This window comes from Erwinia sp. (genome assembly GCF_049696395.1).
GTDB lineage: Bacteria > Pseudomonadota > Gammaproteobacteria > Enterobacterales > Enterobacteriaceae > Erwinia.
In genome coordinates this window covers 1-14172 of the sequence record NZ_JBAVTT010000048.1, presented here as the reverse complement: position 1 = coordinate 14172, position 14172 = coordinate 1, and the positions used below count along the sequence as shown (strand labels likewise).

The following is a 14172-nucleotide window of genomic DNA, read 5'->3' as shown; positions in this document are numbered from 1 at the left end:
TAACCGGGCGAAACCCCGGCTAACCCAGTGAAATGCAGTCAATTTCAATAATTCAGGATATACTTTAGCGGTGCCCTAAAGGCAGCGCATGAGGTCCCAACCGGTCAGGTTGCTGTCTGCCGACTAAAGGGAGTCTGAAAGCAATAACGAGGATGTGATGCTCTCAATTTTACGTTTTATCATCGTGGTAATTTATTCAATTCTGGTGTGTGTCTTTGGCTGCATCTGGTGCTTATTTAGCCCGCGAAACCCGCGTCACGTCGCCACGTTTGGCCACCTGTTTGGCAAACTTTCGACGGTGTTTGGCCTGAAAGTCGAACTGCGCCGGCCTGAAGGCGCCGACAATTACCCAAACGCCATCTATATTGCTAACCATCAGAATAACTACGATATGATCACCGCGGCTAAGATTGTTCAGCCGACAACCGTGACCGTAGGCAAAAAGACGCTGTTGTGGGTACCGTTCTTTGGCCTGCTGTACTGGCTGACAGGTAACCTGCTGATCGATCGCGATAACCGTTCAAAAGCGCACGGCACCATCGGTGAGCTGGTGGATCAGTTTAAGAAGAAGAAAATCTCGTTCTGGATGTTCCCGGAAGGCACCCGTAGCCGTGGACGTGGCCTGTTGCCGTTTAAAACCGGCGCATTCCATGCCGCGATGGCAGCCGGTGTGCCCATCATCCCGATTGTGGTGTCCAACACCCACGACAAAATTAAGCTGAATCGCCTGAACAACGGTCACGTGATTATTGAAATGCTTCCTCCGGTGGATACGGCAGCCTTTGCCGATCAGTCCGTGCGCAAGCTGGCCACTCACTGTCGTGAACTGATGATGGCAAAACTGGACGAGCTGAACGCAGAAGTGGCCGAGCGCGAAGCCGCCGATAAAAGATAATTTCAGCCAGCCTGCTGGCTGGCTTACCCTCACACAGCAAAGACCAGAATCATAAAAGATGGATAGCAGTCCGGCATAAGGGCTGCGTTTTGGTTTACGGAGTTTTTATGTCTTTCAGTCGACGTCAGTTTATTCAGGCTTCGGGTATCGCGCTGTGCGCGGGCTCAGTGCCTGTTAATGCGTTCGCCGCCGGGCCCGGCACGGCTTTGCCGGTTCCTCCGCTGGTGGAATCGCGCCGTGGGCAGCCCATTTTCCTCACCTTACAGCGCAGCCATTGGTCCTTCACCGGCGACGGCAATAAAGCGCAGGTGTGGGGTATCAACGGTCTCTATCTTGGGCCAACGGTGCGGGTCTGGAGCGGTGATGATGTGAAGCTGATCTACAGCAACCGACTGACTGAACCGGTCTCAATGACCATCAGCGGGCTGCAGGTGCCGGGAGCACTGGCCGGCGGCGCACCAAGAATGATGTCGCCAGGCGTGGACTGGGCTCCGGTGTTACCGATCCGCCAGGCGGCTACCGCCTGCTGGTATCACGCCAACACGCCAAATCGCATGGCGCCGCACGTCTATAACGGTCTGGCCGGTCTGTGGCTGATTGAAGATGACGTCAGCAAAGCATTGCCGATCCCGAACCATTATGGCGTTGATGATTTCCCGCTGATTATCCAGGATAAACGGCTGGATAACTTTGGTTCCCCGCAATACGACCCACCGTCCAGTGGCGGCTTCGTGGGGGATACGCTGCTGGTGAACGGCGTGCAGAATCCTTATGTGGATGTCTCTCGCGGCTGGGTGCGTCTGCGCCTGCTTAATGCCTCCAATTCCCGCTGTTATCAGCTGTTAATGAGCGACAACCGCCCGTTCAACGTGATCTCCAGCGATCAGGGTTTCTTACCGGCTCCGGTGGCGGTGAAGCAGCTGTCGCTGGCGCCGGGCGAGCGGCGTGAAATTCTGGTGGATATGAGCCAGGGCGATGAAGTGTCGATCACTGCGGGCACGGCTGCCGGGATTGTTGATCGTCTGCGTGGGCTGTTCGAACCCTCAAGTATTCTGACTTCAACGCTGATCCTGACGCTGCGTCCGACCGGGCTGCTGCCGCTGGTGACCGATAACCTGCCAATGCGCCTGCTGGCCGATGAGGTGATTGAAGGCGCAGTCAGCCGCACGCGTGAATTCAGCCTGGGCGACTCGCTGCCGGGCATTAATGGTGCACTCTGGGATATGGAGCGCATTGACGTGCAGGCTCAGCAGGGCAGCTTTGAACGCTGGATCATTCACGCCGATTTGCCACAGTCATTCCATATTCAGGGCGTGAAGTTCCTGATTAAAAACGTCAACGGCGCGCAGCCGTGGGCAGAAGATCGCGGCTGGAAAGACACCGTTTGGGTAGACGGTACGGTGGAACTCTTTGTTTCCTTTATCCAGTCTTCAGCCGACCATTTCCCGCTGGTGTATTATAGCCAGACGCTGGAAATGGCCGATCGCGGATCGGCAGGCCAGATGCTGGTTCAGCCCTCGATTTAACCCCTTTCTTCAGGCGGCAAGGATGCCGCGCAATCTCCCCGCAATCTTTACGTTTATTCCGATATTAACCCTTAGTTATTTTCAGGCTAATACCCTATAATGCCGCTCCATTTTTGACCAGACGATCCCGAATATGCGCGCTGCGAGCCTGATCCAACCCGAACGTGAACTCTTTGACTATCCCCAGTACTGGGCTGCCTGTTTTGGTCCCGCCCCTTTTCTGCCGATGTCGCGCGAAGAGATGGATACGTTGGGCTGGGACAGCTGTGATGTGATCATCATCAGTGGGGATGCTTATGTCGATCATCCCAGCTTTGGCATGGCGATCATTGGCCGCATGCTGGAAGCGCAGGGATTCCGGGTGGGAATGATTGCTCAGCCGGACTGGAGCAACAAAGAAGATTTCATGCGTCTGGGCAAGCCGAACCTGTTCTTCGGCGTGACCGCTGGCAACATGGACTCGATGATCAACCGCTACACCGCCGACCGCAAACGTCGTCATGACGATGCATATACGCCGGACAATCAGCCAGACAAACGCCCGGATCGCGCGACGCTGGTCTATACCCAGCGCTGCAAAGAAGCCTGGAGCGATGTGCCAGTGATCATCGGCGGCATTGAAGCCAGCCTGCGCCGCACCGCGCATTACGACTACTGGTCAGACACCGTACGTCGCTCGGTGCTGGTCGACAGCAAAGCCGATATGCTGATCTTCGGCAATGGGGAACGCCCGATGGTGGAAGTGGCTCACCGCCTGGCGCAGGGTGAATCTATCACCAGCATCACCGATGTCCGCAACACGGCGTTTATGTGCAAACAGGCGCGGCCAGAATGGAAAGGTGTCGACTCTACCCGTATCGACATGCCCGGCAAAATTGATGCTATTCCAAATCCTTACGGTGAAGATCTGGCCTGCGCTACCGGCACCGTTCCGGCAGCAAAAGAAGAAGCTAAAGCCATAACCGTGCAGCTAGCCAAACCGCGTCCATGGGAAAAAACCTATGTGCTGCTGCCTTCCTTCGAGAAGGTGAAAAACGACAAGGTGCTGTACGCGCACGCCTCCCGAATTCTTCACCATGAAACCAACCCTGGCTGCGCCCGCGCGCTGATGCAAAAGCATGGCGACCGGTATATCTGGCTGAATCCCCCAGCCATTCCGTTGACCACGCCAGAAATGGACAGCGTTTTTGCGCTGCCTTATCAGCGTGCGCCGCACCCGAGCTATGGCGACCGCAAAATCCCGGCCTGGGATATGATCCGTTTCTCGGTGAATATCATGCGTGGCTGCTTTGGCGGCTGTAGCTTCTGCTCTATCACCGAGCATGAAGGCCGCATTATTCAGAGCCGTTCAGAAGACTCGATCGTGGCCGAGATTGAAGCGATCAGGGACACAGTGAAAGGCTTCACCGGGATCATCTCCGATCTGGGTGGCCCAACGGCCAACATGTATATGCTGCGCTGCAAAACGCCCAAAGCGGAACAGAGCTGCCGCCGTGCTTCCTGTGTCTGGCCAGCTATCTGTCCGCATCTGGACACCGATCATCAGCCCACGCTGGATCTCTACCGCCGCACCCGCAAAATTCCGGGGATCAAAAAGATCCTGATCGCCTCCGGCGTGCGTTATGACATCGCCGTAGAAGATCCGCGTTACATCAAAGAGCTGGCGACCCATCACGTGGGTGGCTATCTGAAGATTGCCCCCGAACACACCGAAGAAGGGCCGCTGTCCAAAATGATGAAGCCGGGCATGGGCAGCTATGACCGCTTTAAAGAGCTGTTTGATAAGTACTCGAAAGAGGCGGGTAAAGAGCAGTATCTGATCCCTTACTTTATCGCCGCGCACCCAGGCACCACCGATGAAGATATGGTGCATCTGGCACAGTGGCTGAAGTCCAATCGCTTTCGTCTGGATCAGGTGCAGAACTTCTACCCTTCGCCGATGGCCAGCGCGACCACCATGTATCACAGCGGCAAAAATCCGCTAAACCGGGTGAACTACAAAACGGAAGACGTGACGATCCCGAAAGGCGATCGTCAGCGCCGTCTGCACAAGGCGTTGCTGCGTTATCACGACCCGAAAAACTGGCCGATGATCCGCGAAGCGCTGACCGTAATGGGCAAGAAGCACCTGATTGGCGGACGTAAAGACTGTCTGGTGCCTTCGCCAGGCCTGGAAGAGCAGCGCGAAGCTAACCGCGCTAATCGGGCGCGCCCGGCATTAACCCGCCACAGCCCGATTAAAGCTCAGCAACGTCGTAAGTAATGGGGAAGTAGGCAGGCAGGAAATAAAGAACGGGGCGATGAGTATCGCCCCGTTTTGCAGGTTTAGTTCAGTTCGTCGGGGTTTGGCCCCAGTCGGTTACCTTTATCCAGCGTGGCGATCTCGCTGATTTCGGGTTTCTCCAGACGGAAATCAAACACCTTAAAGTTCTCTTCAATGCGTGAAGGCGTAACCGATTTCGGGATCACCACCAGGCCGCTATCCAGATGCCAGCGAATGACAATTTGCGCCGGGGTTTTGCCGTATTTCTTCGCCAGCTTCTTAATAATCTCCTGATCAAACACGCCTTTACCGCCCTGAGCCAATGGGCTCCAGGATTCAGTCTGAATATGGTGCATGGCATTCCACGCATGCAGCGTGCGCTGCTGCAGCATAGGGTGCAGCTCAATCTGGTTCACTACTGGACTAACGCCAGTCTCTTCCAGCAGGCGTTTCAGGTGAGTTTCCTGGAAATTACAGACGCCGATGCTTTTGGTCAGCCCCTGCTTCTGCAGTTCAATCATCGCTTTCCAGGCCTCAACGTAGTTGCCTTTCGCCGGGCACGGCCAGTGCATCAGATAGAGATCGACACTCTCCAGCTGTAATTTTTTCAGGCTGGTTTCCATTGCCTGTGGCGCATTGAGCTGATCGTCATTCCACAGTTTGGTGGTGACGAAGATCTCCTCCCTTGGCACATCCGTTTCCTTCAGTGCCTGGCCGATCCCTTCCTCATTTTTATAGATTGCGGCGGTATCCAGTGAACGATAGCCGACCTGCAACGCTTTAAGGGCAGCGGTGCGTGTATCATCAATGCTGGCCTGCCAGACACCGAGGCCAATCTGCGGCATCATGTTGCCGTCATGGAGTTTAATTACAGGTTGCTCTGCCATGTTTTCTCCTTTGCAGCGAATGTACCGGCACCTCTGTGCCGGTCAGTGACTCTAAGTCTAGTTGAGAATAACGGCGTCGTTGGGCATGATGTTATTTGGTCTTTTATAAGAGTAAAAAATCGTCTATGGATCGCAACACGCTTTGTACTCAGCTCGCCCAGAAGGTGGTGCATCTGGTGACCTCGGGCGCTTCGCCGCTGGCTTCTCTGCCGGATGTTCGCCTGATTTACGCCGATAAGCCCAGCGGACGAACGCCCGTGCTGTATTCCTCGGGGATTGTGATCCTGTTCCAGGGCCAAAAAACTGGCTACCTCGGTAACAACGTTTTTCACTACGATGCCACGGAATACCTGATGCTGACCGTGCCGCTGTCGGTCGAGTGTGAAACCTTCGCCACGCCTGAAGCGCCGCTGGCGGGGATCCTGCTGAGCGTGGATCCGGTAAAGCTGCAGGATTTGCTGATTGATATTGGTGACGACGACAGCTTCCCTCCCGAGCCACAAACCAGAGGCATCCACTCCTCAGCGCTGACGGAAGAGATGCTGTGTGCGGCAGAACGGTTACTGGATGTGTTGGGTAACCCGCGTGATGCCAGGGTGCTGGGTCCACAGATAGTCAGGGAGATTCTCTATCATGTGCTGCTTGGCCCTTGTGGCGGAGCGATGATGGCGCTGGTCAGTCGTCATACGCAGTTCAGCCAGATTGCCCGTGCGCTGCGCCGTATTGAGCACCATTACACCGATAACCTGAGCGTTGACCTGTTGGCGGCAGAAGTGAATATGAGCGTCTCTGCGTTCCACCACAACTTCAAAGCGGTGACCAGCACCTCGCCGTTACAGTATCTGAAGAGCTACCGGCTTCATCAGGCACGTATGTTGATGCTGCATGAAGGGCTGAAAGCCAGCGCGGCGGCTATGCGGGTAGGCTATGAAAGTGCTTCGCAGTTCTCGCGGGAGTTTAAACGTTATTTCGGCGTCACGCCGGGAGAAGAAGCCACGCGAATGCGTCAGGCTGGATAAGCTGACAGCAAAGAAAAAGGCCGGAAGACCGGCCTTTTTTTACGCCGATTTTTTGCGGCGAATCAGCAGCACTACGCTGCCAATCAATCCGACGCAAAGTAATACCAGCGGCAGCACCATCAGAAGGGTCATCACCTGGTCTTCATGCCGTTTAATGAACGGCACCTGGGTGATGGCAAAGCCTAATGACACCAGTATTCCCACCCATAAAAACCCGCTAAGCCAGTTGAACAGCTGGAAACGGCCATTTTTGAGCCCCGAAATCCCGGCCATGGTAGGCAGAATGGTGCGAACAAACCCCAAAAAACGGCCAATGATTAAGGCTGTCAGCCCGTGGCGGTGAAACATATTCCAGGCCCGCTGATGATACTGCACCGGCAGATGCATCAGCCAGCTCTTCACCAGCCGCGTATTGCCCAGCCAGCGTCCCTGGAGGTAGCTCATCCAGCAACCAAGGCTGGCGGCTAGCGTCAGGATCATCACCGTAGGGACGAAGTCCATCACGCCTTTGGCAATCATCGCGCCTGCCAGCAGCAGTAAACTGTCGCCGGGCAGAAACGACGCTGGCAACAGGCCGTTTTCAAGCAGCAGAGTAGTGAACATAATGCCGTACACGACCCAAATAACGTCCGGATTGGCCAGCGCTGCAAAATCCTGATGCCACAGCGCTTGAACAATCTCATGCAATACACCCATCTTAATTCCTGTTTACTGCGTTAAGCTGCCCATTGTACCGCTAATCATCTCACCACACGTTGATCAAGGGCGCGGATGCCACACCGTTAACCTTATGTTTACCTTTATCAGGCAGGGCAAGCGGCGAGGCGTGCAAATCCGGCAGCCAGGTCATCAATCAGATCGTCGACATTCTCCAGGCCAATATGCAGTCGTACCAGGGTTCCGCTGAAATCCACTCCTCCGGCTGGGCGAATTGCCGCCAGCTCTTCGGGTTGATTTGCCAGGATCAGCGACTCAAAGCCGCCCCAGGAATAGGCCATGCTGAAGTGCTCGAAGTGATCGAGATACTCCGCCAGCTGCGGGTCCGTTAAACGCGCTTTCAGCACAAAGGAGAACAGACCGCTGCTGCCGGTAAAGTCACGCTGCCAGAACTCGTGTCCCTTACATTGTGGCAGAGCTGGGTGATTCACCACGGCAACTTCCGGACGATCTGCCAGCCAGTTAGCCACTTTCATCCCGCTTTCATCATGCTGGCGCAGGCGCACGGCGAGCGTTCTTAATCCCCGGCTGGCCATATAGGCGGTATCTGCATCGACCATCTGGCCCATCAGATAAGAGTTCTCACGCAGCTCTGCCCAGCAACGTTCGTTGGCAACGGCAGTGCCGATCATTGCGTCGGAGTGGCCAATCAGGTATTTGGTGCCAGCCTGAATCGAAATATCCACGCCCATCTCCAGCGGGCGGAACAGGATGCCAGCCGCCCAGGTATTGTCGAGGATGATCACCGCTTCCGGGGATTTGCTGCGCACGGCGGCGACAATGGCCGGAACGTCCTGCACTTCCATGGTGATAGAAGCCGGGGATTCAAGAAACACCACTTTGGTATTGGGTTGCACCAGCTCAGCAATATCTGCGCCCATACAGTGATCGAACCAGGTGGTGGAAACGTTCATTTTACTGAGGATTTTGCTGCAGAAGTCCTGAGTAGGCTCATACACTGAGCCAGCCATCAGCACATTATCACCGGCGGCAACAAACGCCAGGATCGCATTGGCAACGGCAGCGGCACCACAAGGATAGAGCGCGCAGCCTGCACCGCCTTCCAGTTCAGTCATCGCTTCCTGTAACGAAAAGTGGGTCAGCGTGCCCCGGCGGCCATAAAATAACTCGCCATCGGCGCGGCCTGCTGTACAGCGTTTTTTCTCAGCCACGCTGTCAAACACCAGCGAGGAGGCCCGCTGGATCACGCTATTCACTGAGCCCTGGGTAAAACGTTTGCTGCGCCCGGCGGCAATCAGCGCCGTTTCAATTTTTTTACTGGTCATCGGAATGCTCTGTTTGCGAATGTCTGGTCTGCCTTAACGTTACCACGCCCGACGCCTGGGCGAAATTAAGCGAGGGGCAGAGTGAGAAAGATTCAGCAAAAAGCCGCTGGGCATGCGCTAAATCAGGAAAGTGTGTAAAAAATGGCACCCTCAAAGTAAATAGTAATGATAACCACTATCAATTCAGCACTGATTTGGTATGATCCGCACTGGTTTTTTTTTACCCGTTGAATGACGTTGGAGACACAGCGTGACGAATGATTTGATGCAGACGGATCTTTCCGTTTGGGGCATGTACCTGCATGCGGACATCGTAGTAAAAGTGGTTATGATCGGATTGCTACTGGCATCTGTCGTGACCTGGGCGATCTTCTTCAGCAAAAGCGTTGAGCTGAGTTCCGCCAAGCGTCGCCTCAAAAGCGAGCAGAAAGCTCTGGCTGGCGCGCGTTCTCTGAAAGAAGCGGCGCAGACCTGCTCCAGCTTCAAAGCCAACAGCCTGACCACTCAGTTTCTGAAAGAAGCGGAAAACGAGCTGGAACTTTCCGCAGGCTCCGACGACGACAACGGCATCAAAGAGCGTACCTCTTTCCGTCTGGAGCGCCGTGTTGCGTTCTTCAGCCGTCATGCTGGCCGTGGCAACGGGTTCCTCGCGACCATCGGTGCCATCGCGCCGTTCGTCGGCCTGTTTGGGACGGTTTGGGGCATCATGAACAGCTTTATCGGTATTGCCCAGACGCAGACCACTAACCTGGCGGTTGTTGCTCCGGGGATTGCTGAAGCGCTGCTGGCGACCGCAATCGGCCTGGTTGCCGCCATCCCAGCGGTGGTGATCTATAACGTCTTTGCCCGCATGATTGGCAACTATAAAGCCTCAATGGGCGATGTTGCCGCTCAGATTATGCTGCTGCAAAGCCGTGATCTGGACCTGGCAGCCAGCGGCAGCGCGCAGCGTGCGCCGGCTCAGAAACTGCGGGTAGGATAAGTATCATGGCAATGCGATTGAATGAAGATCTCGAAAGCAACGGCGAAATGCATGAAATCAACGTCACGCCGTTTATTGACGTGATGCTGGTGCTGCTGATTATCTTTATGGTCGCCGCGCCGCTGGCCACCGTTGACGTCCGCGTTAACCTCCCGGCTTCCACCAGTGCGCCTCAGCCGCGCCCAGAGAAGCCGGTTTACCTGTCAATCAAAGCCGACCAGCAGTTGTTTATCGGCAACAATGCCGTGACGCCGGAAACGCTGTTGTCTGCGCTGAACAGCCAGACAGAAGGCAACAAAGAGACCACCATTTTCTTCCAGGCTGATAAGTCTGTGGATTATGAAACGCTGATGGGCGTGATGGATAAATTGCGTCAGGCGGGGTATCTGAAGATTGGTCTGATGGGGATGGAAACCGCCGGGAAGTAACCGACGGGCGTTAAAAAAAGGGCCGACATGCAGATGTCGGCCCTTTTTTATTACAGCTGCACCGCCGGGGCGCCGCTCTGTCTGGTCTGATACTGACGGACCAGGCGTTTGATAATCATCGTCCCGATCAGTCCGCACACTGCAGCAAAGGTCAGCCAGACACCGGGCATCGCTTTATCGCCAGTGGCATGGATCAGGTAGCTGGAAATGGCCGGGGTAAAGCCGCCAAACAGCGCGGTCGCCAGGCTGTAGGCCAGTGAGAAACCGGTAGCACGGACCTCGGCAGGCATCACCTCAGCCAGATAAACCACCATCGCGCCGTTATAGCTGGCGTAAAGGAACGAGAGCCACAGTTCGGCTTCTAACAGGTGAGAAACGCTGGGCGACCCCACCAACCAGTGCAGAACCGGCCAGGCTGTGGCAATCATCAGCAGGGTAAAGAAGATTAACAGCGGACGGCGACCATAACGGTCAGACACGGAACCCATAATCGGCAGCCAAATCAGGTTAGAAACCCCGATACACAGCATGACGAAGAAGCTCTCTTTGTCGCTCATCATCAATACGGTTTTGCCGAAGGTGGGAGTAAAGGCGGTGATCATGTAGAACATCACCGTGGTGGTCACCACCATCAACATACCTGCCAGCACCAGCGGCCAGTTACTGGCCACCGAGCGGACGATTTGTTTCATGCTCGGGTGCGTTTTGCGCTGGCTGAAGGCTTCGGTCTCTTCCAGTTTGCTTCGGATCCAGAACAGGAAAGGCACAATCATACAGCCAATCACAAACGGGATACGCCAGCCCCATTCGGTCACCTGATCTTTTGCCAGCAGATGGTTTACCCCCAGTCCTAACAGGGCAGCAAAAATAACCGCAACCTGCTGGCTACCAGACTGCCAGCTGACGAAGAAGCCTTTGCGGTTTTTGGGCGCGATTTCGGCCAGATAAACGGATACGCCACCCAGTTCAACCCCGGCAGAGAAGCCCTGCAACAGGCGCCCAAGCAGGATCAGGATCGGCGCTGCGGCACCAAGCGTGTTGTAACCGGGCACCACGGCAATCGTTAGCGTACCGATCGCCATCAGACCCAGCGTCATCAACAGTCCTTTGCGGCGGCCGTGATGGTCAATATAAGAGCCCAGCACAATCGCCCCCAACGGACGCATCAGGAAGCCAGCGCCGAAGGTCATCAACGTCAGCATCAGTGAGGCAAAGGGATTGTCACCAGGGAAAAAGGTTTGGGCGATAGCGGTAGCGTAATAACCAAACACCATGAAATCGAACATTTCCAGGAAGTTACCACTGGTCACAGTGAAGATCGTTTTGGCCTTACCCTGCGGTTTTTTTGTCGGGTTTGGCGGAGAGATTACAGCAGTCATACAGCATCCTTTTGGCTTTTCTTCCGTTTTAGCCTGCCAGCCGCCGATTTAATGTGATGAGGATCACCGTTAGCCGGGCGTCGCTCAGACTCTTGGTAACAAACTGTTAACACGTGCAGAGCCAGTCGATCATCAAGACGAAATGCGACTGACAGGATCGTCTGTCACCAGGCAGTTCACATTTTCAAATATCTTATTGCATTTGGTCTGCTTGGTTTTTTCCCGTAAAAACAGGTGCCTGACTGGAAAAAATGTTTCCGGGCTGGACGAATGCGCTCAGTTTGCCAGGGTTAACTCAATGATGTTTAACCGAATGCAGGAGTCCCCATGACAGACCAATACAAAATGCAGAATCCTTTAACCCAGTATCATACGGGCGACTATCCTAAGCAGTTGCAGGATTCACCCGGCGTTCAGGCTGATATGCGCCCGGTTCCGGATTGCGGCGAAAAAACCTATCGTGGCAGCCAGCGACTGGAAGGCCGGAAAGCGTTAGTGACCGGAGCCGATTCGGGCATCGGTCGCGCTGCGGCCATCGCCTATGCCCGTGAAGGGGCTGACGTAGCGCTTTCCTATCTGCCAGCAGAGCAACGCGATGCTGAAGAAGTGGCAAAACTGGTGCAGGAGGCGGGTCGCAAAGCCGTGCTGTTACCAGGTGATATCAGTGATGAAGCATTCAGTAAGAAGCTGGTTGAAGAGGCTCGCGAGCACCTTGGCGGGCTGGATATTCTGGCGCTGGTAGCCGGTAAGCAGGTAGCGGTAGAGAACATTGCTGACCTGACCACCGAGCAGTTCCGCAAAACGCTCGATACCAACGTGCTCTCCCTGTTCTGGATCACCAAAGCGGCTATTCCTCATCTGCCTGCCGGGGCCAGCATTATCACTACGTCCTCGATTCAGGCTTATCAGCCGAGTGCGCATCTGCTGGATTACGCCACGACCAAAGCGGCAATCCTTACCTACACCAGAGCGCTGGCGAAGCAGGTAGCGGAGAAGGGCATTCGCGTGAACTGTGTCGCGCCAGGCCCAATCTGGACCCCTCTGCAGATTGCTGGTGGTCAGACCCAGGATAAAATTCCTGAATTTGGTCAGCAGACGCCGTTGAAACGCGCGGGTCAGCCTGCTGAACTGGCAGGCGTGTATGTTTATCTGGCTTCGCAGGAATCAAGCTACGTTACCGCCGAAGTTCATGGTGTGACGGGCGGAAACCATCTGGGCTAAGGGCTCAGAAGGATAAGTCCACCACCACACTGTCGCTGTAACTGCCCGCCACTGGCGTACTTTGCGTGGTCAAAATCTGCGCGGTGTAATTGAAGGTTCGCGTCAGGCCATCGGCGGTAACGCTGGTTGCTCCGGTACTGGACACCCTGTCCGTACCGGTTGGCCCCCAACGAGTGGTGGTGGCATTTTTATAGATTTCGTAGGCCAGCTGGTTAGCGCCACTGGTCATATAACGTTGATTCCCCACGGCATGACTGCCGTTGCTCATCCCCACCGTGTAAGTGCTTCCTTTGGTACAAATCACATTAATTGACTGTGAAATTTTAGCGAAACTACTGACCAGTGGCGCGCTGCCGAAACTGATATTGGGCGCGGTGATAGTCGTACAGTCATTGGTGACGATCAGAGTAGTGGTAATCGGCACGGTTCCTGATCCGGTTTGTTGAGCACCAAGCAGACAAGCCCCCAATAAGCCAATACCGGTACACACGTTGTAATTCACCAGAATATTGAGCGTCACTGAGTATGTCCCCGCTGCCAGGGTCTGGCCCGGTACTGTGCGTAAATACAAGGGAATACTGAAGTTTTGACCCCCGCCTAAACCGAGCAAATTAAGTAACTGTGCCTGGCTATAGGTCGTTGTCACCCCGGCCACGGCAATTTCCGTGGCGCAGGCTGTGTCTGTGCAGGTCCTGAGCGGGATGTTATCCGTGCCTGCGCTGGCCGTTTTCAGCGTTGCGCGTGTGCCGCTGGTGTAGGTAGCGCTCGCTAACTGTATTCGCACATAGTCAGTTGAAAGCAGAGACAGGACGCTGCCAGACCCGCAGTTAACGTTGACGTTTGCGGTGGTGGCGCTGGCCGTAGTGTTCACCGCAAACGAGCTTACCGTGCCGAAACTTGCCGTCGAGGAGGGCAGCGTGCAGGCGGCCCAACCGGGGAAGGCGCATCCCAGCAGCAGAAAGAAAAACAGGCCAGACAGCAGTTTTTTCATGGTGAAGTTCCTGAAGAGGGATCGGAAGAGAGTGAGCAGGTGAGTGGCCCGTAGGTTTCCAGCGATTTAGGACGGCCACCCTCGACCGTCAGCTCGGCCTCGCAGTGGCGGCCATCCGGCGTTTCAGCCCGGAACGGGTTGTGGGTTGTCAGGTTTTCCATCCACACCAGACCGTCCCAGCCGACGTATTCTGTCGCCTGGTTTTCGCGGATAATCTGCGTGGAAACCGGTAATGGCTGTCCGTTTTGATCGTGCAGGATCACGCTGGCGGCGCGCAGCGGTTCAACCGGGAAGTGCAGCAGGTAGCCGCTGTCCCGCTTGACCGCAAAGCGTTGTTCAACGCTGGAGGTGGTCATGTTCGCTGGCAGATCGAGGGTATCAATGTCGTATTTCGCCGGATAATAAGAGCTGATGCCAGGCACCAACAGGTAGCCGTCGTCATCGGTTTGGCCCATCAGCTGATTCTCGTAGCGAACTTTAATATTCGGATAGTCCGTTTTCACCAACACGAAGGCGTCGTTGACCTGATTGGCGGCGAACAGGCTGCCATCCATCAGCACCACAGAACCGGTTAAGTC

13 protein-coding genes are annotated in these 14172 nt (G+C 55.2%); 7 read left to right on the top strand and 6 right to left on the bottom strand.

Annotated elements, in window-relative coordinates; genetic code table 11:
* Nucleotides 1–157: 157 nt before the first annotated feature.
* From WCC56_RS06635 to WCC56_RS06625, 3 genes are all read left to right on the top strand, one after another.
* Nucleotides 158–895: a 1-acylglycerol-3-phosphate O-acyltransferase gene (locus WCC56_RS06635; RefSeq protein WP_424691623.1), complete on the top strand. Its 738-nt coding sequence runs from the start codon at nt 158–160 to the stop codon at nt 893–895.
* 107 nt (nt 896–1002) lie between these two features.
* Nucleotides 1003–2421: a cell division protein FtsP gene (ftsP, locus tag WCC56_RS06630; protein WP_424691622.1), complete on the top strand. Its 1419-nt coding sequence runs from the start codon at nt 1003–1005 to the stop codon at nt 2419–2421.
* Nucleotides 2422–2554: 133 nt separating this feature from the next.
* Nucleotides 2555–4684: a YgiQ family radical SAM protein gene (locus WCC56_RS06625; RefSeq protein WP_424691621.1), complete on the top strand. Its 2130-nt coding sequence runs from the start codon at nt 2555–2557 to the stop codon at nt 4682–4684.
* Between the two features lie 62 nt (nt 4685–4746).
* Here the strand turns inward: WCC56_RS06625 and dkgA are convergent, their stop codons facing one another.
* Complete coding sequence (gene dkgA / locus WCC56_RS06620) at nt 4747–5571, bottom strand: 2,5-didehydrogluconate reductase DkgA (protein ID WP_424691620.1); 825 nt, start codon at nt 5569–5571, stop codon at nt 4747–4749.
* 125 nt (nt 5572–5696) lie between these two features.
* On the opposite strand from dkgA, the gene WCC56_RS06615 reads away from it, so the two are divergent.
* Nucleotides 5697–6590 (top strand): AraC family transcriptional regulator, encoded by an 894-nt coding sequence (locus WCC56_RS06615; RefSeq protein WP_424691619.1) that lies wholly within the window; start codon nt 5697–5699, stop codon nt 6588–6590.
* Between the two features lie 39 nt (nt 6591–6629).
* Here the strand turns inward: WCC56_RS06615 and WCC56_RS06610 are convergent, their stop codons facing one another.
* Both WCC56_RS06610 and metC read right to left on the bottom strand, forming a co-directional pair.
* Nucleotides 6630–7286 (bottom strand): DedA family protein, encoded by a 657-nt coding sequence (locus WCC56_RS06610; RefSeq protein WP_424691618.1) that lies wholly within the window; start codon nt 7284–7286, stop codon nt 6630–6632.
* 107 nt (nt 7287–7393) lie between these two features.
* Complete coding sequence (gene metC, locus WCC56_RS06605; protein WP_424691617.1) at nt 7394–8593, bottom strand: cystathionine beta-lyase; 1200 nt, start codon at nt 8591–8593, stop codon at nt 7394–7396.
* A gap of 250 nt (nt 8594–8843) precedes the next feature.
* Between metC and exbB the strand changes: the two genes are divergently transcribed.
* Both exbB and exbD read left to right on the top strand, forming a co-directional pair.
* A complete protein-coding gene (exbB, locus tag WCC56_RS06600; RefSeq protein ID WP_424691616.1) occupies nt 8844–9575 on the top strand; it encodes a tol-pal system-associated acyl-CoA thioesterase in 732 nt (243 codons plus the stop codon).
* Nucleotides 9576–9580: 5 nt separating this feature from the next.
* Nucleotides 9581–10003, top strand: coding sequence for a TonB system transport protein ExbD (gene exbD / locus WCC56_RS06595; RefSeq protein WP_424691615.1), 423 nt, complete (start codon nt 9581–9583; stop codon nt 10001–10003).
* 50 nt (nt 10004–10053) lie between these two features.
* Here exbD and WCC56_RS06590 read toward each other — a convergent pair whose 3' ends face one another.
* Nucleotides 10054–11382: an MFS transporter gene (locus WCC56_RS06590; RefSeq protein ID WP_424691614.1), complete on the bottom strand. Its 1329-nt coding sequence runs from the start codon at nt 11380–11382 to the stop codon at nt 10054–10056.
* A 327-nt stretch (nt 11383–11709) separates the two neighbouring features.
* On the opposite strand from WCC56_RS06590, the gene WCC56_RS06585 reads away from it, so the two are divergent.
* Nucleotides 11710–12603 (top strand): SDR family oxidoreductase, encoded by an 894-nt coding sequence (locus WCC56_RS06585; RefSeq protein ID WP_424691613.1) that lies wholly within the window; start codon nt 11710–11712, stop codon nt 12601–12603.
* 4 nt (nt 12604–12607) lie between these two features.
* Here WCC56_RS06585 and WCC56_RS06580 read toward each other — a convergent pair whose 3' ends face one another.
* Nucleotides 12608–13594, bottom strand: coding sequence for a Csu type fimbrial protein (locus WCC56_RS06580; RefSeq protein ID WP_424691612.1), 987 nt, complete (start codon nt 13592–13594; stop codon nt 12608–12610).
* Nucleotides 13591–14172 (bottom strand): FimD/PapC C-terminal domain-containing protein (locus WCC56_RS06575; RefSeq protein ID WP_424691611.1); only part of this gene is annotated, 582 nt, incomplete at its 5' end. The genes WCC56_RS06575 and WCC56_RS06580, both read right to left, overlap by 4 nt.